This window comes from Cupriavidus sp. D384 (genome assembly GCF_001652915.1).
GTDB lineage: Bacteria > Pseudomonadota > Gammaproteobacteria > Burkholderiales > Burkholderiaceae > Cupriavidus.
In genome coordinates this window covers 62,884-88,682 of record NZ_BBQI01000099.1, presented here as the reverse complement: position 1 = coordinate 88,682, position 25,799 = coordinate 62,884, and the positions used below count along the sequence as shown (strand labels likewise).

At 65.3% G+C, this 25,799-nt stretch carries 24 protein-coding genes; 17 read left to right on the top strand and 7 right to left on the bottom strand.

Annotated features, from left to right (window positions below; translation table 11 throughout):
* Window positions 1-71: 71 nt before the first annotated feature.
* Window positions 72-1,214: a citrate synthase family protein gene (locus A9J21_RS25030; RefSeq protein ID WP_066740356.1), complete on the top strand. Its 1,143-nt coding sequence runs from the start codon at window positions 72-74 to the stop codon at window positions 1,212-1,214.
* Between the two features lie 120 nt (window positions 1,215-1,334).
* Entirely contained in the window at window positions 1,335-1,538 is a 204-nt protein-coding gene (locus A9J21_RS25025; RefSeq protein ID WP_066740354.1) for a cold-shock protein, read from the top strand.
* An 81-nt stretch (window positions 1,539-1,619) separates the two neighbouring features.
* Here A9J21_RS25025 and rpoD read toward each other — a convergent pair whose 3' ends face one another.
* The gene (gene rpoD / locus A9J21_RS25020; RefSeq protein WP_066740352.1) at window positions 1,620-3,623 is read right to left on the bottom strand and encodes an RNA polymerase sigma factor RpoD; all 2,004 of its coding nucleotides are present in this window, start codon (window positions 3,621-3,623) and stop codon (window positions 1,620-1,622) included.
* Between the two features lie 315 nt (window positions 3,624-3,938).
* On the opposite strand from rpoD, the gene A9J21_RS25015 reads away from it, so the two are divergent.
* Window positions 3,939-5,333, top strand: coding sequence for an FAD-containing oxidoreductase (locus A9J21_RS25015; protein WP_066740350.1), 1,395 nt, complete (start codon window positions 3,939-3,941; stop codon window positions 5,331-5,333).
* Window positions 5,334-5,556: 223 nt separating this feature from the next.
* Here the strand turns inward: A9J21_RS25015 and A9J21_RS25010 are convergent, their stop codons facing one another.
* Complete coding sequence (locus tag A9J21_RS25010; RefSeq protein WP_066740348.1) at window positions 5,557-6,444, bottom strand: acyltransferase; 888 nt, start codon at window positions 6,442-6,444, stop codon at window positions 5,557-5,559.
* A 49-nt stretch (window positions 6,445-6,493) separates the two neighbouring features.
* Here A9J21_RS25010 and A9J21_RS32400 point away from each other — a divergent pair, with 49 nt between their 5' ends.
* The gene (locus A9J21_RS32400; protein WP_231907036.1) at window positions 6,494-6,631 is read left to right on the top strand and encodes a hypothetical protein; all 138 of its coding nucleotides are present in this window, start codon (window positions 6,494-6,496) and stop codon (window positions 6,629-6,631) included.
* Window positions 6,632-6,726: 95 nt separating this feature from the next.
* Here the strand turns inward: A9J21_RS32400 and A9J21_RS25005 are convergent, their stop codons facing one another.
* On the bottom strand, window positions 6,727-7,308 hold the full coding sequence (locus A9J21_RS25005) for a hypothetical protein (RefSeq protein ID WP_156546140.1): 582 nt from the start codon (window positions 7,306-7,308) through the stop codon (window positions 6,727-6,729).
* A 158-nt stretch (window positions 7,309-7,466) separates the two neighbouring features.
* Between A9J21_RS25005 and yddG the strand changes: the two genes are divergently transcribed.
* Window positions 7,467-8,396 (top strand): aromatic amino acid DMT transporter YddG, encoded by a 930-nt coding sequence (gene yddG / locus A9J21_RS25000; RefSeq protein ID WP_066740341.1) that lies wholly within the window; start codon window positions 7,467-7,469, stop codon window positions 8,394-8,396.
* 51 nt (window positions 8,397-8,447) lie between these two features.
* On the opposite strand, the gene A9J21_RS24995 is transcribed toward yddG, so the two are convergent.
* Window positions 8,448-8,801: a hypothetical protein gene (locus A9J21_RS24995; protein ID WP_066740339.1), complete on the bottom strand. Its 354-nt coding sequence runs from the start codon at window positions 8,799-8,801 to the stop codon at window positions 8,448-8,450.
* A 276-nt stretch (window positions 8,802-9,077) separates the two neighbouring features.
* Here A9J21_RS24995 and A9J21_RS24990 point away from each other — a divergent pair, with 276 nt between their 5' ends.
* From A9J21_RS24990 to A9J21_RS24955, 8 genes are all read left to right on the top strand, one after another.
* On the top strand, window positions 9,078-10,160 hold the full coding sequence (locus tag A9J21_RS24990) for a mechanosensitive ion channel family protein (RefSeq protein WP_066740333.1): 1,083 nt from the start codon (window positions 9,078-9,080) through the stop codon (window positions 10,158-10,160).
* A gap of 322 nt (window positions 10,161-10,482) precedes the next feature.
* Window positions 10,483-10,959: a type IV pilin protein gene (locus tag A9J21_RS24985; protein ID WP_082926594.1), complete on the top strand. Its 477-nt coding sequence runs from the start codon at window positions 10,483-10,485 to the stop codon at window positions 10,957-10,959.
* A gap of 4 nt (window positions 10,960-10,963) precedes the next feature.
* Window positions 10,964-11,470, top strand: coding sequence for a GspH/FimT family pseudopilin (locus A9J21_RS24980; RefSeq protein ID WP_231907035.1), 507 nt, complete (start codon window positions 10,964-10,966; stop codon window positions 11,468-11,470).
* Window positions 11,467-12,069, top strand: coding sequence for a type IV pilus modification protein PilV (pilV, locus tag A9J21_RS24975; protein WP_066740330.1), 603 nt, complete (start codon window positions 11,467-11,469; stop codon window positions 12,067-12,069). Before A9J21_RS24980 ends, pilV begins: the two co-directional genes overlap by 4 nt.
* A complete protein-coding gene (locus A9J21_RS24970) occupies window positions 12,069-13,115 on the top strand; it encodes a PilW family protein (protein WP_066740529.1) in 1,047 nt (348 codons plus the stop codon). The genes pilV and A9J21_RS24970 overlap by 1 nt, the downstream gene beginning before the upstream one ends.
* Window positions 13,112-13,651: a PilX N-terminal domain-containing pilus assembly protein gene (locus A9J21_RS24965; protein WP_066740328.1), complete on the top strand. Its 540-nt coding sequence runs from the start codon at window positions 13,112-13,114 to the stop codon at window positions 13,649-13,651. Before A9J21_RS24970 ends, A9J21_RS24965 begins: the two co-directional genes overlap by 4 nt.
* An 87-nt stretch (window positions 13,652-13,738) precedes the next feature.
* Window positions 13,739-16,927, top strand: coding sequence for a pilus assembly protein (locus A9J21_RS24960; RefSeq protein WP_066740326.1), 3,189 nt, complete (start codon window positions 13,739-13,741; stop codon window positions 16,925-16,927).
* Between the two features lie 220 nt (window positions 16,928-17,147).
* The gene (locus A9J21_RS24955) at window positions 17,148-17,813 is read left to right on the top strand and encodes a GntR family transcriptional regulator (protein WP_231907034.1); all 666 of its coding nucleotides are present in this window, start codon (window positions 17,148-17,150) and stop codon (window positions 17,811-17,813) included.
* A 62-nt stretch (window positions 17,814-17,875) separates the two neighbouring features.
* Here the strand turns inward: A9J21_RS24955 and A9J21_RS24950 are convergent, their stop codons facing one another.
* Window positions 17,876-18,859, bottom strand: coding sequence for a tripartite tricarboxylate transporter substrate binding protein (locus A9J21_RS24950; protein ID WP_066740322.1), 984 nt, complete (start codon window positions 18,857-18,859; stop codon window positions 17,876-17,878).
* Window positions 18,860-18,924: 65 nt separating this feature from the next.
* Entirely contained in the window at window positions 18,925-20,121 is a 1,197-nt protein-coding gene (locus A9J21_RS24945; RefSeq protein WP_066740320.1) for a CaiB/BaiF CoA-transferase family protein, read from the bottom strand.
* A gap of 228 nt (window positions 20,122-20,349) precedes the next feature.
* Here A9J21_RS24945 and A9J21_RS24940 point away from each other — a divergent pair, with 228 nt between their 5' ends.
* The 4 genes from A9J21_RS24940 (at window position 20,350) to A9J21_RS24925 (ending at window position 24,626) form a co-directional block, all read left to right on the top strand.
* Window positions 20,350-21,330, top strand: a complete 981-nt coding sequence (locus tag A9J21_RS24940) for a quinone oxidoreductase (protein ID WP_066740318.1) — start codon at window positions 20,350-20,352, stop codon at window positions 21,328-21,330.
* Window positions 21,331-21,345: 15 nt separating this feature from the next.
* Window positions 21,346-22,125 carry a glutathione S-transferase family protein gene (locus A9J21_RS24935; RefSeq protein ID WP_066740316.1) on the top strand — a complete coding sequence of 260 codons (780 nt, stop codon included), beginning with the start codon at window positions 21,346-21,348 and terminating at the stop codon, window positions 22,123-22,125.
* A 42-nt stretch (window positions 22,126-22,167) separates the two neighbouring features.
* Window positions 22,168-22,926: an enoyl-CoA hydratase/isomerase family protein gene (locus A9J21_RS24930; RefSeq protein WP_066740315.1), complete on the top strand. Its 759-nt coding sequence runs from the start codon at window positions 22,168-22,170 to the stop codon at window positions 22,924-22,926.
* Between the two features lie 83 nt (window positions 22,927-23,009).
* Window positions 23,010-24,626: a carboxylesterase/lipase family protein gene (locus tag A9J21_RS24925; RefSeq protein ID WP_231907033.1), complete on the top strand. Its 1,617-nt coding sequence runs from the start codon at window positions 23,010-23,012 to the stop codon at window positions 24,624-24,626.
* A 109-nt stretch (window positions 24,627-24,735) separates the two neighbouring features.
* Here the strand turns inward: A9J21_RS24925 and A9J21_RS24920 are convergent, their stop codons facing one another.
* Window positions 24,736-25,683 carry a sterol desaturase family protein gene (locus tag A9J21_RS24920; RefSeq protein WP_066740314.1) on the bottom strand — a complete coding sequence of 316 codons (948 nt, stop codon included), beginning with the start codon at window positions 25,681-25,683 and terminating at the stop codon, window positions 24,736-24,738.
* Between the last annotated feature and the right edge of the window lie 116 nt (window positions 25,684-25,799).

Genomic DNA, 25,799 nt, shown 5'->3' with positions numbered 1-25,799 from the left:
TTGATTCGATGCGCAATATTGATATATAAAATCAACATAAATAAATTTCGCAGCGTGTGCGGGAGTTGCAGATGGGAGCCTGGATATCGATGGACGAGGCGTGCTCGCGCCTTGGCGTGCGGCCGCAGACGGTCTATGCGTACGTGAGCCGGGGCAAGATCGAAGTGACGTCCGACCCGGCCGATACGCGCCGCAGCCTGTATCGGGCCGAGGATGTGGCGGCGCTGGCCCGGCGCAAGCAGGCGGGCCGCAAGCACGAGACGCTGGCCGCCAACACGCTGTTTGGCGCCGAGCCCAGCATTCCGACATCGATCTCGACCTTTGTCCGCGAGCGGCTCTACTACCGCGGCCGCGATGCGGTGGCCCTGGCCGAGACGGCCACGCTGGAAGAGGCCGCGCAATTGCTGTGGGATTCGGCGCAGACGGTGGATCTGTCCTCAGCGGTACAGGTGGACAAGCCGGGGCGCGTGGCGGCCTTCATGGCGCTGGCCGAACTGGCCGCCCGCGGGCATTCCACGCACGGCCGCATGACGCGCGTGCTGCACGGGGAGGGGCAGGGTCTGGTGGGGCAGCTGGCGAATGCGTTCGGCGCGCAGCCGGGCGGGCAGCCGCTGCATATCCGGTTTGCGCAGGGATGGGGGCAAGGGCCGAAAGTGGCCGAACTGCTGCGCGTGGCGATGGTGCTGCTGGTCGATCACGAGCTGACCAGTTCGGCGTTTGCGGCCCGTATCGCGGCGTCAAACGGGGCGTCTTTGCCGGCGTGCCTGCTCTCGGGACTGTCCACGCTGTCGGGGCCGCTGCACGGCGACGCCTCGGGGCGGGTCAAGGCGCTGTTCAACGAAGTGGAGCGGCAGGGCGAAGACCAGGTCATCACGCACTACCTGTCGACGGGGCAGCCGCTGCCCGGCTTCGGCCATCACCTGTACCCCGACGGCGACCCCCGCGCGGTGGCGCTGCTGAGCCGGTTCGCGCCACCCCCGGGAATCGCCCGGTTTATCGAGCAGGCCACGCGCCTGACCGGGCTGCAGCCCAATATCGATGTGGCGCTGGCGGCACTGATGATCGATTGCGGACTTCCCGAAGACTCGGCATTCGCGATGTTCGCCACGGCGCGCAGCATCGGCCTTTTGGCGCACAGTCTGGAACAGCTGGGGGTTGGGCAGGTGATCCGCCCGAGGGGCCGCTATGTCGGTGTGATGCCGGACAGGGGATAAACGGCGGACATCAGAACAATCCGGATTGTGGTCAAGGCCCGGGGTGTGATACAAGGTAGCTGCACGCTCGCCGTTCCGGCGGCGTCGTCTTTATCTCGTTTTTGTTGGAATATTCAGAAAATGGCAACTGGTACCGTGAAGTGGTTTAACGATGCGAAGGGTTTTGGTTTCATCTCGCCGGATGATGGCGGTGAAGACCTGTTCGCGCACTTCTCCGAAATTCAAGGCAACGGCTTCAAGTCTCTGCAAGAAGGCCAGAAGGTCAGCTTCGAAGTGAAGCAAGGCCCGAAGGGCAAGCAGGCAGGCGCAATCAAGCCGCTGTAAATTATCGCGCATTGATTGCGTGATCTGCGGCGCCCCGCCTTAAAACGGGGCGCCGTATCATTTCTGCCGCTCGAATCCCGCTTACCGCTCCAGGAACAGCTTCAGCTTGTCGGCGCGGCTGGGATGCTGCAGCTTGCGCATCGCCTTGGTCTCGATCTGGCGGATCCGCTCGCGGGTCACGTCGAACTGCTTGCCGACCTCTTCCAGCGTGTGATCGGACACCATGTCCAGGCCGAATCGCATGCGCAACACCTTGGCCTCGCGCGGCGTGAGCGCGTCGAGCGCTTCATCGATCGCGGCGCGCAGGTTGGCCTGAATCGCGGCTTCGGCCGGCGAACTTGCCGAAACGTCCTCGATCATGTCGCCCAGCGTTGCATCGGCATCGTCACCCACCGGCGTTTCCAGCGAAACCGGCTGCCGCGCGATGCGCAGGATGCCGCGTACCTTTTCCTCGGTCATTTCCATGCGCTCTGCCAGCACCGCAGGATGGGCCTCCTGGCCGGTCTGCTGCAGGATTTCGCGTGAAATGCGATTCAGCTTGTTGATCGTCTCGATCATGTGCACCGGCACGCGGATGGTGCGGGCCTGATCGGCCAACGCACGCGTGACGGCCTGACGCACCCACCACGTGGCGTACGTCGAAAACTTCCAGCCGCGCCGGTATTCGAACTTGTCCACCGCCTTCATCAGGCCGATGTTGCCTTCCTGGATCAGGTCCAGGAACTGCATGCCGCGGTTCACGTACTTCTTGGCGATCGAAATCACCAGACGCAGGTTGGCCTCGGTCAGTTCGCGCTTGGCCTGGCGCATCTTCTGCTCGGCGGCGCTCATCTGGCGGTTGATCTGCTTGAGCTGCTGCAGCGGCACCGAGACGGCGGTCTCGATATCGACGAGCTTGCGCTGGCAGGCCTGGATGGCCGGCAGGTGACGCTCCAGCGCCGGGCCGAACTTCTGGGACGTGGCGGCCATCTGGCTGGTCCAGCCGAGGTCGGTTTCGCGGCCCGGGAACGACGCCACGAATGCCTCGCGCGGCATGCCGCAGCGGTCGACGGCGATCTCCAGGATGCTGCGCTCGATGGCGCGCACGGCGTCGACCTGTTCGCGCATGCTGGCGCACAGGCGATCAATCATCTTGGCTGCGAAGCGGATCGGGGCCAGTTCACGCTGGATTTCGGCAAGCAGCCGTGCCACGGCCGCCGCGCGAGCCTTGCCCGTCACCGGAGTGCCGGGCAGCTGTTCGTACAGGGCGCGCACGCGCGCGAAAATCGCCAGACTGTCGGCAGTCAGCTGCTCCAGGCGGGCGGCATTCGCTTTTTCGGGGTTCGGGGTGTCGCCGTCGTCGTCATCTTCCGATTCGTCATCGGAGTCTGCGTTGTCTTCATCGGCGTCCACGTCCGCGGATGCGTCATCGGCCGCAGCGGCCATGTCGACGTCTTCCGCGCCATCGTTGATGCCGTCGACCAGTTCGTCGATGCGCAGTTCGCCGGCGACGATGCGGTCGACGTCGGCCAGCAGTGCCGAGACGATGGACGGGCACGCGGCCACGGTCTGGATCATGTCCTGCAGGCCGCTTTCGATGCGCTTGGCGATTTCGATCTCGCCGGCACGGGTCAGCAGTTCGCTGGCGCCCATTTCGCGCATGTACAGGCGCACAGGATCGGTCGTGCGGCCGAATTCGGAGTCGACGGTCGACAGCGCGGCTTCGGCTTCCTCATACGCCTGTTCGTCCGAGGTGGCAGCCGGGGCGGCATCGCTCAACAGCAGCGTTTCGGCGTCCGGCGCCTGCTCGTAGACGGACACCCCCATGTCGTTGAACGTGCTGACGATGGTTTCCATCGCAGCCGTCTGCGTCACATTGTCGGGAAGGTGATCGTTGATGTCCGCGTGGGTGAGGTAGCCACGCTCCCGGCCAAGCGCAATCAGCGCGCGCATCTGACGCTGGCGCTCTTCGTCCTGGCGCGCCAGGGACGTGAGGTCCAGTGGCGTGGCCGCTGCCTGAGCCTTGCCGGCCGGCTTGCGGCGGGCGGTCTTCGAAATAGCCGTCGTCATGCGGGATGCGGAATCGTCACGAACCGTATTTGCCAATACATTCTCCTGGACTGGTGGCCGACGATCGTCGCGGACATGACTGTTGGTCAAGCCTGCGGGCGCGAACGAAATCGTGGAATGGCGCACGGAACGTCGAGGCTGAGGCCTCCCGCAGAATCCAGTGTGCGCAAAATGAGGAACCGCACATCATACTTCACGAGGTTGTGCGGTGCAATAACCGGCGGCCCGTTTTTCGTTGTAAATATGCTGTTTAAGACGCATTACAACACAAGTAACGGGCAGATGACGCTGGCGCCGATGACATATTCTGGTGTGGGGGCAGGCGAGGCCATTTCAAGTCAGGGAGCTGCGATGACTCAAGGCGGGAAGACGCGACGGTTTGACGCAATCATCATCGGCACCGGGCAAGCCGGGCCCGCGCTGGCCGCGCGGCTCGCGGGCGAGGGTATGACGGTGGCCGTGGTCGAGCGGGGGCGCTTTGGTGGCACTTGTGTCAATACCGGCTGCATTCCCACCAAGACCCTGATCGCCAGCGCCTATGCCGCGCATCTGGCCCGGCGCGCGGCCGGGTTCGGAGTGACGATCGGCGGGCCTGTCACGGTCGACATGAAGCAGGTCAAGGCGCGCAAGGACCATATCTCGGGCCAGTCCGAAAGCGGGGTGGAGCAGTGGATGCGCGGCCTGGAGAGCGCCACGGTCTTCGCGGGGCACGCCCGCTTCGAAAGCGCGCGGACGGTGCGGGTCGGCGGCGAACTGCTGGAGGCCGAGCGGATTTTCGTGAACGTCGGCGGCCGGGCCCTGGTTCCACCGATGCCCGGGTTGGACCAAGTGCCGTTCCTGACCAACGCGGGGATGATGGACGTCGACTTCCTGCCCGAACACCTGGTCATCGTCGGCGGCAGCTATATCGGTCTGGAGTTTGGTCAGATGTACCGGCGCTTTGGCGCAAAGGTGACCATCGTCGAGAAAGGGCTGCGCCTGATCCAGCATGAAGACGAGGACGTGTCGCGAGCCGTGCAGGAAATACTGGAGGCCGAGGACATCGATATCCGTGTCGATGCCAACTGCCTGAGCGCGCGCATGGAGGGAGATGGGGTGGCTGTGGGCCTCGATTGTGCAGCGGGGTCGCCCCAGGTCCTGGGCTCGCACCTGCTGATGGCGGTTGGGCGGGTGCCCAATACCGACGACCTGGGACTCGACAGGGCGGGCGTCGATACCGATGCGCGGGGCTATATCAAGGTGGACGAACAGCTACGTACCAGTGTCCCGGGCATCTGGGCGCTGGGCGACTGCAACGGCCGTGGCGCCTTCACGCATACCTCGTACAACGACTATGAGATTGTTGCTGCCAACCTGTTCGACAACGATCCGCGCTCGGTGGCGGATCGCATTCCGGCCTATGCGCTGTTTATCGATCCGCCGCTTGGGCGCGTGGGCATGACCGAGCGCGAGGCGCGGCAATCGGGACACAGGGTGCTGATCGGCACCCGGCCAATGAACCGGGTCGGGCGCGCTGTCGAGAAAGGCGAAAGCCTGGGCTTCATGAAGGTGGTGGTCGATGCCGACACACAGATGATCCTTGGGGCCGCGATACTCGGCCTGGCCGGGGACGAGGTCGTGCACACACTGCTCGACATCATGTACGCCAAGGCACCCTATACGACAGTCAGCCGTGCCATGCATATCCATCCCACGGTGTCCGAACTGGTGCCGACCCTGCTGCAGTCGTTGCGGATGCCGGATTAGCCGGCTGCCGACGCGCCTGTTGCCATCGGCAAAGGACGAAAAAAATGCCACGCGGCGGGGAACCGCGTGGCATCTGAAGTGAAGAGAGCAGGGGAGGGGTCAACCCTGAACTCCGTTGGGTCACCCGCATTGCACGGGCGACTGCAGTGTATGGAGACGTTTCTCATACGAAAATCGGAATCTTCCGAAATGCCCGTCGAATTTGTCTCAGTGGCGGCAGCGCTCAGGGCCGTTGGTCCTGCATCACCGCATCGATTTCATCGTCCTTGGCTTTCCATTGATCGGCCAGCCAGTGATGAAACGCCGACCGGAATGCCTTGTCGCTGGCGTAGTCGGCGCCACAGAAGTTGTCGGGGATCGTAATTTGCCGAATTCTGACGACGATCCGTCCCGCGCGGCCCGAGGCCAGGTGCCAGAAGCTCGGCACGCCGTCAGGGTAGATGATCGTGGCATCGATCATCGAGCGGAACTGCGTGCCCATGGCGTTCAGCGTGGTGGCGAGCGCGCCGGCGCGGGGCTTGAGCAGGTTGCGGTACGGCGACGACTGCGTCTGCCGCCGCGCGGGCGAGAAGCGCGTGCCTTCGGCAAACACCATCACGCTGGTCGGTACCAGCTTGAATTTCTCGCAGGCGCGTCGTGCGGTCTCCTGGTCCTTGCGCCCCAGCGCCGGATTGCGGCGCAGCTGGGCTTTGCTGTAGCGCTTCATGAACGGAAAATCGAGCGCCCACCAGGCCAGTCCGATCACGGGCACATAGAGCAATTGCTGCTTCAGGAAGAACTTCAGCAATGGAATGCGTTTGTTCAGCACCCGCTGGAGCACGAAAATGTCCACCCACGACTGATGGTTGCAATTGACCAGGTACCAGTCGTCCAGGCGCAGATCGGAATTGACCTGGACATCCCAGATTTCCGGCTGGAGCCGTGTGATCCAGCGGGAATTGCGCGATATCCAGCCCGTTGCAATGGCGTTCAGCCAGGGATCCACGCGGCGGCGCACCCCCGGTGTTGGCACGGCCAGCTTGAGCAGCGCAAGCGGCAGGATCGGTACGAAGCATGCCAGCGTGTTGAGTGCCAGCAGCGTGGCGCTAAGCAGGCCGGTCAGCCATGCCATGCGGCGCGGCCTGGCATTGGGCCGGGGCCGGCCGGGCTCTTCGATTGGCTTGGATGCAGTGGACGATGAGGGCGAAGACGAAGGCGATGAAGCCAGTGGGGACGAAGTAGAGTTCGAATTCATAACTGCAAGTTTGCAAGAGCCTGAAGTGCGTCAATTTGTCTTTGATCAAAGTGAAGACGTTTGAACCTAAAGATTCAACTATCTGGCAAGGCTTTGTGCCGATAGCGCCGTCCCGCCGGCCGTCCCGACGGGCAAAGGGCAAGGGTGAAGCGCAGGTGATCAGCGCTGGCTGGATTCCGCTGGCACCGGGGCGGATGCCGGCACGTGCGGCTTCGGCGGCCCGGCGTCAAGCAATGCGGCGATCTCGGGGTCGCGCTGCCCGATGTCCCATTCGCCGGCGTTGACCTTCGCGAACTGCTCGGTGCAAAGCTGCTCCACTGCTTCGGGTTGCTCGTGATCCAGGGCCACGCGCATCACGTCGAGTTGCTGGTTGGTAAAGCTCTCGATCAGCGTCGCATTCTGGTCCAGCAGCGCCTGGCTGGCCTGCCGCTCGCTCTCGGTCGGGGCGTTCGCGGCCGAATCTTCCAGGCGCTGGCGATAATTTTGGGCCACGGCCAGCCGCCCCGCGTTGCGGTCATGCCAGAGCGACCATGCCGCTTCGACGGTCTTGCGCGCCTGGGGCGCATGTTCGATGCAGAACTCCACCGTGTTGTGCAGCACGGCTTCGTCCATCAGGGGCACCAGCCCGGCGGACACTTCAAGTTCGCTGCGCACGTCGGCCTGTGAAGATGGTGCAGCAGGGGCCTGCGCTTCGCGCGAGCATCCCGCTAGCAGAAGTGTGGCCAGGGCGGTGGCCAGCATTATCTGGATGGTTTTGAGGCGGTACATCCCGGAGGAGGTTGTCTGTCAATCGCCGGCATTCTACCCGGCCAGTGGCCTCTGGCGGGGCCTGGCGGCTGGGCGAGCCGGGTAGCGGGTAGAATGCCGGTCCTCCCGCATCCATCGTATTTCTCACGAAAATGGCAGTCACGCGCAGTAAAAGGCAGGCAACGCTGATCGGGCTTGCCGCCGTTCTCCTGTGGAGTTCGATCATCGGGTTGATCCGGGGCGTCAGCGAGAGCTTTGGCGCCACGGGTGGCGCAGCGCTGATGTATACGGTGGCTGCCGCGCTACTCTGGCTGACGGTGGGCCCGCCCCGTACGCGTGCGTTGCCGCGCGCCTATCTGATCTGGGGCAGCGTGCTGTTCGTGACCTACGAACTGTGCCTGTCGCTGTCCATTGGCTATGCAAACACCGGCAGGCAGGCCATCGAGGTGGGCATGGTCAATTACCTGTGGCCGAGCTTCACGATGCTGGCGGCCATCGCCTTCAACGGGCAGCGGGCCAACTGGCTGGTGGTGCCGGGTTTCCTGGTGGCCATCCTCGGGATTGCCTCGGTGCTGGGCGGCGATCAGGGGCTGGATCTGGCCGGTATGGCGGGCAACGTGCGGGACAATCCGCTCAGCTACGGCCTGGCGTTTGCGGGCGCCCTGATCTGGGCTGCGTATTGCACCGTGACGAGCCGCATTGCCCAGGGCAAGAACGCCGTCACGTTGTTCTTCATGCTGACGGCGCTGGCGCTGTGGGGCAAATACCAGTTCACCGATGGCGAAACGATGGTGTTCGGCCTCAAGGGCATCACCTATCTGGTGCTGGCCGCCTGCGCAATGGGTTTTGGTTATGCCGCCTGGAACGTGGGCATTCTGCACGGCAACGTCACCGTGCTGGCGGGCGCGTCGTACTTTATTCCCGTGATTTCGGCCGCGGTGGCCGCCGTGCTGCTGCACGCGCCGCTTTCCCTTGCGTTCTGGAAGGGTGCGGCCATGGTGTGTGCCGGGTCGATCCTGTGCTGGCTTGCGACGCGAGGTCGCGGCGCGCGGGCGCCGGCTGCGTCGCAAACCAGGACGTGAACCAGGCACGCCGGCAAGGCGTGCCACACGCCATTCAGGCCAGCCGTGCCCTTACTGGCACTGGCTGAGCGCGCCGGCCGCGTTGCTGTCGTCGCCTCGGAAGCCAAGCCACGAGCCAGGTCCGTTGGCAGATTTGCGCACGACGGCTGCGGAACCGGCAGGCGGCTGCTGGCCGGGCACGTAGACGTCGAATGCCTGGTTATTGGCAAGCATGTATTGCATCCACACCTGCTGTTTCGTGGCATCCGCCCATTTCTGCCCGATGCATTGCGCCGCGTCCTTCGGCGCGAGCTTGCTTTCGCCAACGGCGCGCGTAGCGGGGGTAGGTGGCGGGGTGTAGGGAGAGGGGACGGCGCAGCCTGCAAGCGTGGCCGCCGCCAGTACGACGATGAAGGGATACTTCATATTATTGACTCCATATCCGATCGTGGAATGCACCAAAGGCCTGCTCACGGGATGAGCGCCTGCTGGTGCGTCTGAGATGCACGGTACGTAGGCGATACTCCACGTCGTACCAGATACGAGTCTAGGCGCCAGATGCCCGATACGCCTATGCCCGATGCGCCATCTCGACGTGTCGGCATTTGTCTGATATCGAAAACTGCCTTCCGGGAAACTTTCGGGCGTCTCAGGCGTCGCTATCTGCATATTCCTGATGCCACAGCGCAGAGGCTCCGATACATGAATATGGCAATCGTGGTGGGTCATCCCTGGTTCGGCACGGCAATGGGTGCCGTTGCCGCCATTCTTCTCGGGCTGCTTGTCCATCGGCTGGGCGGCCTGCTGCTGCTGCGGATGACCCGGCACACGCCCGTGCTCAACGCAATGGTGGTCAAGGCGCGTGTGCCGGCCAGGTTCGTGGTGCCGCTGTTCCTGCTGCAGACCACATGGCAGGCGGCGCCCGACGACCTGGTCTGGATCAACAGCATCCGGCACCTGAACGGACTGCTGATGATCGTGTCGATGACCTGGCTGCTCGTGCGCATCATCGCCGGGTTTGCGCAGGGCATCCTGGACCAGCATCCGGTCAATGTGGCCGACAACATGGGCGCGCGCCGCATCCATACCCAGACGCGCGTCATCTCGCGCATCGCCATGACGCTGGTCATCGTGGTGGGTGCGGCGATGCTGCTGATGACCTTCCCGGGCGCCCGGCAGGTGGGCGCGAGCCTGCTGGCGTCGGCCGGCGTGGTGGGCCTGATCGCCGGCTTTGCGGCCAAGCCCGTGTTCAGCAACATGATCGCCGGGTTGCAGTTGGCGCTGACGCAGCCCTTGCGGCTTGACGATGTGCTGATCGTCGAGGGCGAATGGGGGCGCGTGGAGGAAATCACCAGCACCTACGTGGTACTGCAGATCTGGGACGAACGCCGTCTGATCATTCCGCTGCAGTATTTCATCGAGAAGCCATTCCAGAACTGGACCCGCAACAGTGCGCAGATCATGGGTTCGGTCTTTTTCCATGTGGACTACGGCATGCCGCTGGCGCCGTTGCGCGAAGCGCTGACACGCATCGTGCATGCGCGTCCCGAGTGGGATGGCAGATTCTTTAATCTCGTGGTCAGCGATACCACCGACAAGACGATGCAGTTGCGCGTGCTTTGCACGGCGTCGTCGTCTGGACTGGCCTGGGATTTGCGCTGCGCAGTGCGCGAAGCGCTGATCGACTTCATGCAGCGCGAGTATCCGCAATTCCTGCCGAGGCTGCGGATCGAGGGGGATGGCGACCGGCCGGCAATGCAGCCGGTGCAGACAGGACCTGCCTGACCAAAAAAACAGGCCGCTTCCTAATGGGGAAGGAAGCAGCCTCATGTGCCGGAACGGAAAGTCATGGCCGGATCACGCTACCGGCCGAACATTAATCGCGCATTAAGCCGCGCGGCAGCCGGCGTGTCTGGCTGCGCAATTCACGCCGATTTGCAAATCGGCAACGCCGTACATAAAAGATACTCAAAAGGCGTTGACTCATTTAGAGGGCTCCTTCTACACTCGCCGGCAAGAGTTCCTCGCGGCTAAGGGTCGGCCGGAAAGAACGGGAGCAAAAAAAATGGGCAAACATAGCCCCACAAGGCAGCCGGTTTGCGGATGCATGTCCGCGCCTGCGCCAAACGGGATCATCGGGTCTGGCTTGGGCGGCATCTCGCGCGCCCGTGCATCGTCTTGCGGCTTCACGCTGGTCGAACTGATGGTGACGGTTGCCATCATCGGCATCATCGCCGCATTCGTTTTTCCATCCTACACAAGCTATGTCGTCCGCGGTAACCGCGCGGCCGCCGAGTCCTACATGCTGGAACTGGCGAGCCTGCAGGAACGGTTCATGGTGGACAACCGCGCGTATGCCGCCAACCTGGGCGCGCTGAACGCCCCGGCCACGCCGGCCAGCGTGTCGGCGAACTACCAGGTCACGCTGACCGCGATCGCTGCCGCCACGCCGCCTGCCTACACGATCACTGCCACGCCCACTGGTAACCAGGCTTCGCGCGATACAAGCTGTGGCACGCTGAGTCTCAATCAGGCGGGCGACAAGACTGCCACCGGGTCGGCGCAAGCCGGCTGCTGGAAATAAGCGCATGCGGACGACGCTAAACATGACGACGTCCCGGCCGCGCCGCCGGGCGGCCGCGAAGGCGGCGGCAAGAGGCTTCACGCTGACCGAACTGGTTGTCACGATGCTGGTGCTGGCCGTCATGGCCACCATGGCAGCGCCTTCGTTCTCGCAGTTCATCGCCGGGCAGCGCGTGCGCAATGCCGCGAGCGACCTGGCGTCTGCGTTCACGCTGATGCGCAGCGAGGCGGTCAAGCGCAATGGCATCACGACGCTGTCCGCCGATGGAACATGGTCGGCCGGCTGGGTGGTCACCTCAGGCACCGAACGCGTGCGCGGCTATGGCCCCTACACGGATATCACCGTCAGCACCAGTGGCGGCAATTCGCTGTGGGTCGGCAACGATGGCCGGCCTGGGAACGGCAGCCAGACATTCCAGGTGTCGATGACGAACACCGGCACATCGAACGTCGTCTGCGTCCAGATCAATGGCACCGGCCGCGTGGCCACCGTCAGCGGAGCCTGCTCATGAGCGCATCTGTCCGTCCTCGCTGCCGTCCACGTCCCGGCAGCGGCACGCGTGCGTCGCAGCGCGGCGCAACGCTGATCGAGGTGCTGGTCTCGGTCGTGATCGTGCTGGTGGCGCTGCTCGGCACGGCCGGGATGATCGCGCGCTCGGGCCAGACTGAAATGGAGTCGTACCAGCGCGGCCAGGCGCTGACGCTGCTGCAGGACATGGTGGCGCGGCTCAATGCCAACCGGCAGGTCATCGGCTGCTACGCAAACGGGGCGAACGCCACCGTGGCAGGCAGCACGACGGTGCCGCCGGCCGCATGCACTGCGGGGACCGACGCGCAACGCGCGGTGGCCGCCGCCGACCTGGCGTCGTGGGGCGCCGCCCTGCAGGGCAGTGCGGAGGCCGATGGGTCCAACAAGGTGGGGGCGATGATCGGGGCGCTGGGCTGTATCGAGGCGATCGACCCGGCCACGCAGACGTATCGTGTCACGGTGGCCTGGCAAGGCCTGGCCAAGACCGCGGCGCCGGCCTTGCCGTGCGGCCAGAACCAGTTCGGCAATGATGCGAACCGCCGTGCCGTCAGCGTACAGGTACGCATCGGGATGCTGTCATGATGCGGCGAATTCCTGTGCGGCATGTCAGGTCCTTGCGCCACCAGCAAGGTCTGTCGCTGGTGGAGCTGATGGTGTCGATGACCCTGAGCCTTTTGCTGCTCACGGCGCTGGCGACGCTGTATTTCAATACCAGCCGTGCGCGCAATGCCTTTGCGAACAGCGGCGAGCAGATCGAGAACGGCCGGTATTCGCTCGACATCATGAGTCGCGAGGTGGAGCTGGCCGGCTTCTTCGGTCTCTCCAACCTGGAAAGCAGTGCAGTGGTTTCGGCGCCCGACCTTTGCGCCACCGACCCCGCGTCGCTCGGCTTTTCGGGATCGCCCGCCACCGTGCCGCTTGCCGTGCAGGGTTTTGCGCCGGGCACCGTGGCGCCATGCCTGCCCAACCTGCTTCCCGGGTCCGAGATCCTGGCCGTGCGGCGCGTGAGCACCACGCCGGTGTCCGCGGCGGCGGTCGGCACGCCGTACCTGCAGACTTCGCGCTGTGCGGACGACACCGTGCCGCTGGTTTTCGATGCCAGCGCGCCAGCGTTCAAGCTGCGCACCAAGACGTGCGACAGCACGGTGCCGGCAGAGCTGCGTGCCGCGGTGGTACGCATCTTCTACCTGGCCGGCTGCGACCAGTGCAACGGCACTGGCGACGGCAAGCCGACGTTGAAGATGGCGGAGCTGTTCAATGGCGGCTTCCGCGTGCAGGCCGTGGCGGAAGGCATCGAGGACATGCACCTGTCGTATGGCATCGATCTCGATGGCAACGGCGCGCCGGACTGCTACATCGCTGATCCCGGAACCGACAATTCGGCCATTTGCACCGGCGTGGCGGCCTACGACTGGTCCGTGGCGCTGACCAACTGGCACAACGTCACCGCAGTGAGGGTGCAACTGCTGGCCCGCACCGCCAAGGTGACCGATGGCTGGACCGACCAGCGCACCTACGATCTGGGCCGGGCGCAGGCAAGTGGCCCGTTCCGTGACGGATACAAGCGCCACGTCTATGCGCAGCTGGCCCGCGTTGCCAACGTGGCGGGTCCCCGGGAGTCCCAATGAGTCCGATCCATAAACGCCAGAAAGGGGTCACGCTGCTGATCACGCTGGTTTTCCTGGTCGTGTTCCTGATGCTGACCATCTCGCTGGTGGGATCCGGCGTGGTCAATACCAAGGTGGCCGCCAACCAGCAGTACACGGTGGAGGCTCGCCACGCCGGGCAACAGGCGATCGAGCAGGTCATCAGCCAGGACTTCACGGCGGCGCCGGTGGCCAGGACCGTGCCGGTCGACGTGACCGGCGACGGCAATGCCGACTACACGGCGCAGGTGGCCGCCCCGGTTTGTACAACCAGCAAGCCGGTCAAGAACGTGGAACTCGACACCAGCAATGCCGACGACGTGTCGTGCTTCGTGGGTAACGGCAACAACAACACGGGCATCGTTTCCACCACCGGCGGGGGCGGCAATTCGCTGTGCAACGGTACGCAATGGGATGTGTCCGCGACGGTCAGCGACACCGCCGGCACCGCCACCCGTGCGGCCCTGCATCAGGGGGTTGCCGTACGCGTGCCGTATGGCACTGCGTGTCCGTCCTGAACCAAGACCTGGGCCGATCGGCTGAGGGGTTACCTGGCCGATCGCCACTCCGCGTGCAAGCGCGCCGCTTTTCCGACATCAGCACCTATGCGCATCTCTTCGCTTTGTATCGCCCTTGCCCTGAGCCTGGCCACCGCGGCGTCTCCGAGCCTGGCGGAGGACATCGATCTCTACACGGGCCTGCAGCCGGAATCGGGCAAGCCAAACGTGCTGATCATCCTCGACAACGCGTCGACATGGGATGCTTCGGCCAGCTTCACCTGCTCCACGGGCGGGGTGGTCAGCAGCAACAACGCGGGCAAGGACGTCGGGGCGCTGCAGTGCGCCATCTATAACGCGATCAACTCGATCAAGACGTCTCCCACGCTCTACGGCAATATCAACGTCGGGTTGATGATGTTCGGCACCGGCAACAATGTGGGCGGCAAGATGCGCTATCCGGCGGCCGCGCCGTACAAGCTGCCGGTGATGGACGGCAATGGCATCGACGCATTCCTGGACTACCTGAAAACGATCGACCGCCAGGCCGACAACTCGAACAATTCGCAGGTAGGTGGCGCCATGCAGGAGGCCTGGGCCTTCTTTTCGGGCAACACCGGCCTGTCCGGCACCAAGTACACGTCGACGGTCGACAACGCGTGCCAGCACAACTTCATCATCTACATCGGCAACGCGGTCAATAACGGCAAGCCGCAGGACACCGGACAGAACGCCTTCGATTCGCTGGTCAGCGCCGGCGCCACCAAGGCGCAGCAGCAGGAAATCGTGCTGGCGACGAATGCCAAGTACCAGAGCAGCTGGGGCGACGAATGGGCGCGCTTCCTGAACCAGACCGATGTGCTGGGCAACATGGACAACCGCCAGAACGTGACGACGTACACGATTGCGGTGACCGATGGCAAGAACCCCGACTACGTGCAACTGGCGCAAAGCATGGGCACGAACGGCGGCGGCAAGTCGTATACGGTCCAGCTGGGTGACACCAATACCCTGGCGGCCGATCTGCTGTCCATCTTCAACGAAGTGCAGGCCGTGAACAGCGTGTTTGCGTCGGTCAGCCTGCCGGCTTCGGTCAATGCGCAGGGGCAGTTCCTGAACCAGGTGTATATCGGCATGTTCCGGCCGGACGCATCGGCCGCCCCGCGCTGGATGGGCAACCTCAAGCAGTACAAGGTGGGCTACGACCCGACCGGCAAGCTCGTGATGCAGGATTCGCTTGGCGCTGCGGCCATCAGCAACGCCCAGACGGGGTTCCTTTCTGCCAACGCGGTGAGTTTCTGGACCGCCGACGCGCCGCTGTCGTTCTCGGGCGGCGCCTATGGCGGTACCGTCAAGAACTGGCCGGGTTCAGGCTATTGGCAAAACAGCCCGTCGGGCACCGGATGGAAGCTCGACTCGCCCGATGGACAAATCGTCGAAAAGGGCGGGGCTGGCGAGATGATGCGCGTGCAATGGCTGACCAGCCAGGATTCGCGCACGCTGCTGACGTGCAATGGCGTGGGCAATTGTTCGGCGTCGGCCGCATTCCCGAGCTTCGATACGTCGAACAGCTGGCTGACTGGATCGTCGGGGCTGGCGGCGTTCAACGGCGGCACCAACGGCGGCGCCACGATTACGGCGACCGAATTGCCAAAGCTGATCGCCTGGATGCGCGGCCAGGACGAGGCAGCGGTCGACAACAAGAGCATCGCGGGCATCGAATCCGAGGCTGGTCCGGGGTCGCCCGTCACGGTACGCTCGTCGATCCACGCCGATGTGCTGCATTCGCGCCCGGCGGTGGTCAACTACGGCGGTACCACGGGCGTCGTCGTGTTCTACGGCACCAACGACGGCGTGTTCCATGCGGTGAACGGCAACCAGACGCAGGGCATCGGCACGGTACGGCCCGGCGGCGAGTTGTGGGGCTTTGTCGCACCGGAATTCCTGGACAGGCTGAGCCGGCTCTACACGAACACGCCCGAGGTCAAGCTGTCGACCACGCCGGCCGGCATTTCGCCGGAGCCCAAGCCGCGCGATTATTTCTTTGACGGCAGCACCACGGTGATGCAGGACCAGCGTGATCCGGCCAACCCGCGTGTGCTGCTGTACCTGACCGCGCGGCGCGGCGGCCGCCTGGTCTATGCGATCGACGTCACCAACCCGACGAGCCCGCGTTTTGTGTGGAAGCGCACCAATGCGGATATCCCGGAACTGGGGCAGACGTGGTCGCAGCCGAAGGTGGCGCGTGTGCGCGGCAATACGAATCCGGTCATCATCATGGGCGCGGGCTACGATCCGGCCGAGGACAGCGACCCGGCGCCGGGCGTCGACACCATGGGCCGTGGCCTACTGGTCCTGGATGCCTATACGGGCAACCTGGTGTGGGCCGCCCAGCCGTCGTGCGCGGGTGTCTCCGGGGCCTGCACGGCGGTGCCGGGGCTGACCCGCGCCATTCCGTCGGACGTGACCACGGTTGACCGCGACAGCGATGGCTATGTGGAGCGGATCTACGTCGGCGACCTGGGCGGCAACGTCTGGCGCGCCGATTTCGAGACCGCTGGCGGCAATGCCCCGGCCAACTGGGCGATGAACAAGCTCGCGGCACTGGGCGGCGCGGCGAACACCAACAATGCGCGCAAGTTCTTCTATGCGCCCGACGTGATTTCCACGCGGGGCTACGATGCGGTGTCGCTGGGCTCGGGCGATCGCGAACATCCGCTTTACTCGGCGTCCTCCACGCCGGGCACGGCCTACAACGTGGTCAACCGGCTCTACATGATCCGCGATACGAACACGTCGCGCATGCCGGCGCTCTGGACGCCGTTGACGGAAGCCAGCCTGGTCGATGCCACCACGGCCGGCTACGACGGCTCGCGCTCGGGCTTCTACATCACACTGGTGAATCCGGGCGAAAAGGCCGTGAACGCGCCGCTGACCGTCGCCGGCACGACCAACATCGGGACGAATACGCCTTCGATGCCCAAGGCCGGCGTGTGCTACCCCAATCTTGGCACGGCGCGCAGCTATGCATACAGCTTCCTGACCAGCGCGGGGCAGAATCCCGATCGCTCCATCATCCTGGATGGCGGCGGGTTCCCGCCGTCGCCGGTGTTCGGCGTGATCAGCGTCGACAAGGATGGACAACGCGTGGTGGTGCCGGTGGTGTTCGGCGTGGGCAACCAGACCAGCAGCGCCGGGGGCGACGACAAGTCGGCGCTGGGCGTGCAGAAGGTGGCGCTGACCGGCGTGGGCAAGCGCAAGCGCATCTACTGGTATTCGGAGACCGACCAGAAGTAGCGTGACGATCAGGTTCTGCGCGTGGAGCAGGACCTGATTGCTTGCCGAAGAAGGCAGGGCGCATCAAGTCGATGGTCCGAAGTGGCACCCGGAACAACACGGCGGGGGCGCATTTGTGCACATAGCGCGGGATTGTGCATACGAACGTCCCGGCGGGGGTAGAATCGCGCCATCTCCACTCCGCATTCGCCCTGTTTTCATGCCCGAAGATAAGAAGAGCTTGTCCGATACGATCCGCGCTGCGATCGAGCAAGACATTCTGAGCGGCAAGCTGCCCAGTGGCACGCAGCTGGAGGAGCAGCAGTTGCTGGCACGCTTCAATGTGTCGCGCACGCCGGTGCGTGAAGCGCTGATCCAGCTGGAGTCCGCCGGGCTGGTGGATCTCGTGCCGCGCCAGGGGGCCATCGTGGCGTCGATCTCGCTGCGCGAGTACGTGGCCATGAGCGAAATCCTCGTGCAACTGGAGTCGCTGTCGGCGCGGCTGGCGGCCCGGCGTATCTCGCCGCCCCAGCGCAAGGCGATGGAGGCCGCGCTGGATGCGTGCCGGGCAGCGGCGGAGCAGGCCGATGGCGATGCCTATCGCCGGGCCAACGACGCCTTCCACCATCTGATCTACGAAGCCAGCTGCAACGACATCCTGTCGCGCCAGATCCGGACGATGCGTGCGCGGATGCGCGGCATGCGCGACCTGCGCTTCGAGAAACCGGCCCGCATCCTCGCCTCGCTGGCCGAGCACGAGCAGGTGCTGGAGGCGATCCTGCGCGGCAGCGAGGACGATGCCGCCGCCGCCATGGTGCGGCATATCGCCACCGGCGGCGATGTCTATGCGGACATGATTGCGTCGATGCCCGGCGATGGCGCCGGGCGCACCCGGGCGCGCCGCTGAACCGCTCCGCTGAACCGCGCCGGGGGCGACGCATCCCCCGGCCGACCCCTGCCGGTCGGGGCTCAGTCGATCTTCACACCTGCCTGGACGATACGGTCGAGAGCGTTGCGGCCATCGGCCTGGGCCCATGCCCCAAATGCCGCGGGCGATTCCGACAGCGACACTTCGCTGCCATTCGAGGCCAGCCTGGCGCGGATCTGCGGGTCCGCCATCGCCTTGCTTGCGGCGGCTAAGATCCGGTCGCGGATTTCCGGCGGCAGTCCCGCCGGGCCATACAGGCCGAACCAGAACGTGAAGTTGAATCCCGGCAACCCCGTTTCGGCCAGCGAAGGCAGGCCCGGCGCCACTTCCGACGGCTTGGGCGTGGTCACCCCGATCATCCTGACAATCCCCTGCGAGCCCATCGGCAATACGGACGCTGCCGTGCCAAACGACATCTGCACCTCGCCGGCGGCCACGGCCTGCAGGGCCGGCGCGCCACCCTTGTAGGGCACGTGGGTCATGCGCACGCCGGTGGCTTTCTCGAACAGCAGCCCGGCCACATGCGGCGAACCGCCAACACCTGACGACGAGTAGTTGAACTTGCCCGGATCGGCCTTGGCCTTGGTCACGAGCGCCTTGACATCGGACACGCCAAGGTTCTTGTTGACGGCCAGAATCAGCGGCGACACCGTCAGCCGTGTGATGGGGGTGAAGTCTTCGCCCTTGTAGCGCGCCTTGTAGAGACGCTGGTCGATGCCATACAGCGTGGCCGTGGCGAGCGCCAGCGTATATCCGTCGGGCGGGGCGCTGGACAGTGCTGCCGAGGCGAGCGTGCTGCCCGCGCCAGGCTTGTTGTCGATCACGACCGTCTGGCCCAGTTGCCTGGACAGCGCTTCGCCAAAGATGCGCGCCACGTAATCGGCGGCGCCCGCAGGCGTATAGCCGACCAGTATGCGGATGGGGCGGCTGGGATAGTCGTCGGCGGCGAGCGCCGGCTGTGCGAACGATACCGCCAGGCCAGCGGCGGCAAACGCGCACCAGGCGCGCGGGCGTCGAGGGTTCATCGGTTGTCTCCGTGTTGTCGTTCTGGTGTGGGGCATCGTGTGGCCCCGGGTGGCTGCGCTGTCCGCTAGGCCGCGATGTGGGCGTCCCGCAGTGCCGCGATGCGGGCGTCGTCATAGCCCAGATCGCGCAGGATGGCGTCGGTATGGGCGCCGGGATCGGGGGCGGCACTGTCAAACCGCTCCGGGTGTGGCGCCGCCGACAGGTTGATCGGCGAACGCAGCAACGCCAGCGAGCCCAGCACAGGATGCTCGGCAGGGCGCGTCATGCGCAGATGCCGGACCTGTGCGTCCTCGAAGGCCTGGCCGATATCGAAGACCGGGCCGCATGGCACGCCAACGGCGTTGAGCCGCTCGGTCAGTTCGGCGGCGGTGAACGCTTCGGTACAGGCATTGATGGCCGCTTCGAGGCGCTCGCGCTGGCTGTTGCGGCCGGCCGCACTGTGCAGGGACGTATCGGCGCCCAGCGCGTCGGCCCCCAGCGCCTGACAGAAGTTCATCCACATGCGGTCGGTGCTGGCGGCGATGTTGACCACGCCATCACGGCACCGGTAGGTGCCCATCGGCGCAAGCGTGGGGTGGGCATTGCCCTGCTGCGTGGGCACCACGCCGTCCACTGTATAGCGTGCGCCCTGGAAATCGAGCTTGTTGAGCATCGCCTCGATCAGCGACGTGTGCACCCATTGGCCGCGCCCCGTGCGTTCGCGCTGCAGCAGCGCCAGCAGGATGCCCTGCCCAAGGAACATGCCGGCGGTGGTGTCCGAGATGGCAATGCCGACGCGCAGCGGGCCGTCGCCCGGCATGCCGGTCACCGAACTGAGCCCGCACATGCCTTGCACGATCTGGTCGAGCCCGGGGCGCTCGCAATAGGGGCCGTCCTGACCAAAGCCCGAGATGCTGGCAAGCACGATGCGGGGGTTCAGGCTACTCAGCCGCTTGTACGTCAGGCCCAGCCGCTCTTTCACGACGGAGCGGAAATTCTCGACCACGACGTCGGCCTTGCGCACCAGCGTGGCCAAAATGTCGGCGCCCTCCGGCGTCTTGAGATCCAGGCAGAGGCTGCGCTTGTTGCGATGCAGGTTCTGTTCGTCCGATCCGCGCCGGCGCCCGGTGACCGATCCGCGGTCGCGTGGCGGCGGCGGCTCGATACGGATGACGTCGGCACCCCAGTCAGCCAGCAGCCGCACGGCAACGGGCCCGGCCCGGGCAATCGAAAGGTCCAGGACGGTATAGCCGGCCAGTGGGAGTGATGCGTCTTGGGTCATGGGTGCTTTTCCGGACTTCGTTGGCGTGCAGGGTATGGGTGCAAAAGTATACGGATAGCATTCATAAATATACGTATACGGATTTACCATGATGCGGCGGCGTCCTGCATGCGCTACGCTTCACCGGCCCGTTGTGGCCTGCCAAGGCAGAAGTGGCAACGACGCCGCGAAGAATTAGCGGGAATCGCTGGGGATTGCGATCCCGCCCGCCCGGAGATATCTGACCGTATGCATACGATCTCAGTCCGTATAAAGAGCCACGGCGACGCCGACGTGCTCGATCTCGATGAAGTGCCTGTCGGTGCACCTTCTGGCTCGGAAGTGCAGATCCGGCAGTCGGCCATTGGCTTGAACTTCGCGGACATCTACCAGCGCAAGGGCGCCCATGGCCCGCATGGGGCCGCGCCATTTCCCATCACGCCGGGATCGGTGGGCGCGGGTGTGGTCACGGCCACGGGGCCCGACGTGGCGGGTATCGCCGTGGGCCAGCGCGTGGCCTGCATGCACCCCGGCGCCTATCAGGTCACGCGCAACGTGCCGGCCGATCGCGTCGTGCCGTTACCGGCAACCATTTCCGAGCAGGTGGCCGGCGCAACGCTGTTGCGCGGCCTGACCGCCGAGTACCTGTTGCGACGGCTCTATGTGGTGCAGCCCGCGGACGTGGTGCTTGTGCACGCGGCCGCCGGCGGCATGGGAGTGCTGCTGTCGCAATGGGCGCGCGCGCTGGGCGCAACGGTGATCGGCACGGTGGGCAGCGAAGCCAAGCGCGCCGTGGCCCTGCACAACGGTTGCCACCACGTGATCGACTATCGCGAGACCGACTTCGTGTCGGAGGTCATGGCGCTTACGCAGGGCAAGGGCGTGTCCGTGGTCTACGACGCCGTCGGCAAGGACGTGTTCGTGCCGTCGCTGCAATGCCTGAAGCCATGCGGCATGGCGATCAACTACGGTACGGCGTCAGGCGACGTGGAGGCATTCGATCTGCAACTGTTGCATGCACGGTCGCTGATCGTTTCGCGTCCCACGCTGCGCACATTCATTGCCGATGCCGCGTCGCTGCGCGGTGCCGCAAGCGTGCTATTCGCGGCGGTGGCGGCCGGTCAGCTGAAACTGGAAGTGGGGCAGACCTTTGCGCTGGCGGACGTGCGCCACGCCCATCGCATGCTCGAAGGGCGCGCGACGACGGGCGCCACCGTACTGATTCCCTGACCGGAGTCCCGGCCCATGAAACTGTTCCACGGCTGGCTGTCGAGCGCGTCGCGCCGGGTACGCCTGTGCCTGGCCGAAAAGGCTCTCGGCTACGAGAGCGTGCCCGTCGACATGGCTGCGCAGGAGCACCATTCCCCGGCATTCCTGGCGATGAACCCGAACGGCGTGGTGCCCGCGCTGGTGCTCGACGATGGCCGCTTCCTGCACGAAAGCGCCACCATCTGCGAATACCTGGACGACATCGCGCCAGCGCCGCCACTGCGTCCGGACGATCCGTACGCGCGGGCCTCGATGCGCAACTTCATTCGCTGGACGGACGAAAGGCTGCTGCCGAACCTGCTGGTGCTGAACTGGAGCATCGCGTTGCAACCGGTGGCGGCGCAATGGAACGACGCCGATCTGGCTGCGCGGCTCGCACGCGTTCCCACGGCGGAACGGCGCGAGGCGTGGCGCCGTATCGCGCGGCAGCCTTACTCGGACCAGGAAAAGGCCGAGGCGCTCCGCGCGCTGCTCGCATTGATACCCAGGATGGAAGCGATGCTCGGCACGGGCCCGTGGCTGCTGGGTGCGTGCTATACGCTGGCCGATATCGCGGCCATCCCCTTTATTGCCCGGCTCGCCGAACTGGCACCCGAGGCCTTGGCTGGCGAAGTTGCGCCGGCGGTGGCGGATTGGTGGCAACGTGTGCAGCAACGCCCGGCATTCGCCCAGGCCCGCATCGAACGCTTCGATGACGCGCTGAGGCACCGGCGGTCGATCCGGCAGACCCACGGGGCGGCCACGCCTGCTGCCTGACACCTGACACCTGATACGCATTTCATACTGGAGACCCCACGCATGGCATCCGAAGGTTCGCTTCCCACCCTTGATATTTCCGCCCATGTCGCCACGCTGACGCTGCAGCGTCCCGACGTGGCCAACCGGCTGGGCCCCGACGACCTGCAGGCATTGCTGCAGCACATCGACACCATCAATGCCAGTGGCGTCCGCGCGGTGATCCTGCGCAGCACGGGCAAGTACTTCTGCAGTGGCTTCGATATCGGCAAGCTGGCCGCCGGCCAGCGCGGCGCGGGGTTCGAGCCGCTGGTCAATGCGCTGGAGGATTGCCGTGCCGTGACCATCGCCGAGATCCAGGGCGGGGTCTACGGAGGCGGCACCGACCTGTCGCTGGCCTGCGACTTCAGGCTGGGCACCGATGCCGTGGAGATGTTCATGCCGGCCGCGCGGCTGGGCCTGCATTTCTATGAACGCGGCATGCGCCGCTACGTCACGCGGCTGGGCCTGAACCAGGCCAAGCGCCTGTTCCTGACGGCAGAGAAGATCCAGGCGCCCGAGATGCTGTCGTGCGGCTTCCTGACCGAACTGCTGCCAGCCGACCGGCTACGCGAGCGCAGCAGCCAGCTGGCCGAGACGGTCGCGGGCCTGGCACCGATCGCCGTGCAAGGCATGAAGCAGCACCTGAATGCCATTGCGCGAGGGGACCTGGATGCGCAAGCGCTGGCCGACGACATTCGCCGCGCCACGCAGTCGGACGATATCCGGGAAGGGGCGCTGGCCTGGAAGGAGAAGCGCCGCCCGGCATTCACCGGCCGCTGACAGCGGCACAGGCTGGAGCAGGACAACTCACGACAAAAAGACAGAGCGAAACCACAAAGGGGGCAGCAATGGGACAGAGGGGAATGTCGCGGCGGCAGTGGCTGAAGTCGGCGGCCGCGCTGGCGGCGGGCAGCACGGTGGCGGATGGGGCGCGGGCGATGACCGAAGATCCGGTGTTCTCGGTGGTCGAGACGGCCAACGGCAAGGTGCGCGGACTCAAATCGGGCGGCGTGCACGTGTTCAAGGGCCTGCGCTACGGTGCCGATACCAGTGGCGCCAATCGGTTCCTGCCGCCGCAACCCGTGCAGAAGTGGAGCGGCGTGCGCGATGCCACCGCCTACGGCAACTATGCGCCCCAGCTGCCGGCAGACCGGCGGCGTGCGTATGCCGACCTGATCGCCTACGACCTGCAGCCCGGCGGCATGGGCGAAGACTGCCTGGTGTTGAATTTGTGGACGCCGTCGCCCGCCAAAGGGGCGAAGCGTCCGGTGCTGGTGCACCTGCACGGCGGCGGGTTCTATGCGGGATCGGGCAACTCGCCGCAGTTCGACGGCGAGATGATGGCGCGCTTCGGCGATGTCGTGTTCATCACCATCAACCATCGGCTGGGCGCGTTCGGCTACCTCAACCTGGCCGAAATTGGCGGCGAGCGCTATGCGCAGTCGGGGGCGGTGGGCATGCTCGATATCGTGGCGGCGCTGCGCTGGGTGCGCGAGAACGCGGAGTCGTTTGGCGGCGATCCGTCGCGCGTGCTGGTCTTCGGCCAGTCCGGCGGCGGGCTGAAGACCAGCACGCTGATGGCAATGCCATCGGCACAGGGGCTGTTTCATCGTGCCGGTGTGATGAGCGGGTCGGGTATCCGTGTCATGACGGCGGCGCAGTCCACCGAGGTGACCGGCAAGTACCTGGCGGCGCTGCAAGCCGGCAAGGGTTCGCTCGACCGCCTGCACACGATGCCGTTCGAGCAGTTGCTGGCGGTGCAGATGCGGTTCGAATACGCCGACCGCGTAAAGGGCGAGGCGCCGCGCGCGTTTGCGCCGGTGGTGGACGGTGTGGCGATTCCGCGCCATCCATTTGATCCCGATGCCCCGCCCATGTCGGCCCAGGTGCCGATGATTGTCAGTACCACGCTCGACGAGCGCGCGTATCGCCAGGTGAATTTCGATCTCGATGAAGCGGGGCTGCTGCGTTTTGCCCAGGACCGTGTCGGAGACGATGCCGCGAAGCTGGTGGCGATGTATCGCGACGAAGACCCGCGCGCCACGCCATTCGTGCTGCAGGCCCGCATCGATACCGACATGACGTTCCGGCGCGGCGCCCAGTTGCAGAGTGACCGCAAGGCGGCCGCGCACGCCACCGGCAAGGGGGCGCCGGTCTGGACGTACCTGTGGAAGACACCCAGCCCGGCATATGGCGGCCGCTACGGCGCGCCGCATGGCGTGGATATCGGGCCGAGCCTGCACGATGTCCGCCTGGGGCTCAACGGGCCCAGCGATGCCAGCCTGCGACTGGCCGACCAGCTGGCCAGTGCCTGGATCAGCTTCGCGGCGACGGGCGACCCCACCAATCCGCGTACCCCGGCATGGCCCGCCTATACGGCGGCGCGCCGCACCACGCTGGTGTTCGACGGCGATGCGTCGGCCACGCGCGCGCAGGACGATCCGCGCCGGGCGTTCCGGGAGTATTGGGCGGCGCGGTAGGAGGTATCCGGCAAGCGGTGTACGGCCGCCAGTCTGCGGGCATTGGTGGCCTGCGAAAAGCAGAACGGGCAGCACTCGCTGCCCGTTTTCCCGCCGCTGCGCCTCCCCGTTACTGCGCAACTGCCACCTTGCCCTCCATTGCCGTGTCGATCTGCTGTCCTTGCTGCCTCTGTTGCAGCTTCTGCTGCTGGCGCAGTGCTTCGGTCGTGGTGCCCTGGCCGTTCGGTGCCCAGCCCGGAGGCATCAGCAGGTAGCCCAAGGCGTTCAGCACGTTGCCCGATGCCAGCATGTCCTTGCCCAGGCTGATCCAGTGTTCGAATTGGTTGACCAGCGGGTTGTGCGTGGTGGTCGGGTGTACCAGGCCGAAGCGGCACGGTTCGTCATCGCGCTCTGCCACGTAGGTACCGAACAGGCGGTCGAAGATGATCAGCACGCCGCCGTAGTTGGCATCGAGATAGTCAACATTCGAGGCATGGTGCACACGGTGGGCCGAGGGGGTGTTGAACACGTATTCGAGCCAGCCGAGCTTGGGAATCCAGGTGGTGTGCAGCCAGAACTGGTAGAGCAGGTTCAGGCTCAGCGTGGCGAGTACCACTTCGGGGCGCACGCCCAGGAACACCAGCGGGGCGAAGAAGATGGCGGTGCCGGTGATCTTGCCGGTCCAGCCCAGACGATAGGCGGTGCCCAGCGTCAGTTCATTGGGCGAGTGGTGCACGGCGTGCGTGGCCCAGAAGAAGCGGATGCGGTGCGACGCGCGGTGGTACCAGTAGTAGCAGAATTCCTGGCCGAGGAAGAGCAGCAGCACGGCCAGCGCGCTGTTGATCTCCACGGTGAAGATGCGGTGCTGCCAGGCCAGCGCGAAGATCGGCGTGGCCAGTGACAGCGGCAGGAATGCCATCAGCTTGCGGCCGATCATGTCGACCAGCGATAGGCCCATTTCGTGCCACGGATAGGTCTTGCCTTGCTGGCGGGCCTTGCGGGCCAGGAACGCGGCCTCGACCATCGACGCGGCCACGACAAAGCCGGTGACCAGGAGGGTGATTTTATGGAGTTGCATGATCGTCCTTTCGGTTTGGCGGTGACGCCTGGCTTGGCAGTCGCGGCGTCGGTGAGCCAACTGTAGGGGGCGATCGGACAGCACGCCATGTGGGAAGTATGTCGCCCCATGTCATG

Excerpts from the sequence above, each read along its gene's own strand:
- A9J21_RS24945 (WP_066740320.1), bottom strand. The coding sequence starts at position 20,121 with ATGACCCAAGACGCATCACTCCCACTGGCCGGCTATACCGTCCTGGAC.
- A9J21_RS25010 (WP_066740348.1), bottom strand. The coding sequence starts at position 6,444 with ATGGCATGGCTGACCGGCCTGCTTAGCGCCACGCTGCTGGCACTCAAC.
- A9J21_RS24980 (WP_231907035.1), top strand. The coding sequence starts at position 10,964 with ATGCGGACGACGCTAAACATGACGACGTCCCGGCCGCGCCGCCGGGCG.
- A9J21_RS24950 (WP_066740322.1), bottom strand. The coding sequence starts at position 18,859 with ATGAACCCTCGACGCCCGCGCGCCTGGTGCGCGTTTGCCGCCGCTGGC.
- A9J21_RS24970 (WP_066740529.1), top strand. The coding sequence starts at position 12,069 with ATGCGGCGAATTCCTGTGCGGCATGTCAGGTCCTTGCGCCACCAGCAA.
- yddG (WP_066740341.1), top strand. The coding sequence starts at position 7,467 with ATGGCAGTCACGCGCAGTAAAAGGCAGGCAACGCTGATCGGGCTTGCC.
- A9J21_RS24990 (WP_066740333.1), top strand. The coding sequence starts at position 9,078 with ATGAATATGGCAATCGTGGTGGGTCATCCCTGGTTCGGCACGGCAATG.
- A9J21_RS25025 (WP_066740354.1), top strand. The coding sequence starts at position 1,335 with ATGGCAACTGGTACCGTGAAGTGGTTTAACGATGCGAAGGGTTTTGGT.
- pilV (WP_066740330.1), top strand. The coding sequence starts at position 11,467 with ATGAGCGCATCTGTCCGTCCTCGCTGCCGTCCACGTCCCGGCAGCGGC.
- A9J21_RS24935 (WP_066740316.1), top strand. The coding sequence starts at position 21,346 with ATGAAACTGTTCCACGGCTGGCTGTCGAGCGCGTCGCGCCGGGTACGC.
- A9J21_RS24925 (WP_231907033.1), top strand. The coding sequence starts at position 23,010 with ATGTCGCGGCGGCAGTGGCTGAAGTCGGCGGCCGCGCTGGCGGCGGGC.
- A9J21_RS25005 (WP_156546140.1), bottom strand. The coding sequence starts at position 7,308 with ATGCTGGCCACCGCCCTGGCCACACTTCTGCTAGCGGGATGCTCGCGC.
- A9J21_RS24940 (WP_066740318.1), top strand. The coding sequence starts at position 20,350 with ATGCATACGATCTCAGTCCGTATAAAGAGCCACGGCGACGCCGACGTG.
- A9J21_RS24985 (WP_082926594.1), top strand. The coding sequence starts at position 10,483 with ATGTCCGCGCCTGCGCCAAACGGGATCATCGGGTCTGGCTTGGGCGGC.
- A9J21_RS25015 (WP_066740350.1), top strand. The coding sequence starts at position 3,939 with ATGACTCAAGGCGGGAAGACGCGACGGTTTGACGCAATCATCATCGGC.
- A9J21_RS24960 (WP_066740326.1), top strand. The coding sequence starts at position 13,739 with ATGCGCATCTCTTCGCTTTGTATCGCCCTTGCCCTGAGCCTGGCCACC.
- A9J21_RS24995 (WP_066740339.1), bottom strand. The coding sequence starts at position 8,801 with ATGAAGTATCCCTTCATCGTCGTACTGGCGGCGGCCACGCTTGCAGGC.
- A9J21_RS25030 (WP_066740356.1), top strand. The coding sequence starts at position 72 with ATGGGAGCCTGGATATCGATGGACGAGGCGTGCTCGCGCCTTGGCGTG.
- A9J21_RS24930 (WP_066740315.1), top strand. The coding sequence starts at position 22,168 with ATGGCATCCGAAGGTTCGCTTCCCACCCTTGATATTTCCGCCCATGTC.
- A9J21_RS24965 (WP_066740328.1), top strand. The coding sequence starts at position 13,112 with ATGAGTCCGATCCATAAACGCCAGAAAGGGGTCACGCTGCTGATCACG.
- A9J21_RS24920 (WP_066740314.1), bottom strand. The coding sequence starts at position 25,683 with ATGCAACTCCATAAAATCACCCTCCTGGTCACCGGCTTTGTCGTGGCC.